Annotated in this window: 1 protein-coding gene; it reads left to right on the forward strand. The window is 28.4% G+C overall.

Annotated features, from left to right (window positions below):
- Positions 1-285, forward strand: a 285-nt coding sequence (locus RI68_RS02895) for a DDE-type integrase/transposase/recombinase (protein WP_017193737.1), incomplete at both ends; no start/stop codon positions are given.

Consider the following 285-nt stretch of genomic DNA (forward strand, 5'->3'; position numbering starts at 1 on the left):
TCTTCAAAAACTCTTTACTGACATCACTTATTTTAAAACTAATCAAGGTTTTCTCTATTTTTCTTGTATTATTGATTCTTTTAACAACCAAATCATCTCTTCTCACACTTCAAACCAACAAAATAAAGATTTAGTTTTAAATACTATTAAAAAACTTCCAAAATTAAAAGAGCCTTGTGTCATTCACTTCGATCAAGGCACAGTTTATCAATCACTTAAAATTCAACAAACTTTAACAAAAAAAGGTTTTTTAATCAGCATGTCAAGAAAAGCCACCCCTCGTGA

This window comes from Vaccinium witches'-broom phytoplasma str. VAC (genome assembly GCF_000309405.1).
Lineage (GTDB): Bacteria > Bacillota_I > Bacilli_A > Acholeplasmatales > Acholeplasmataceae > Phytoplasma.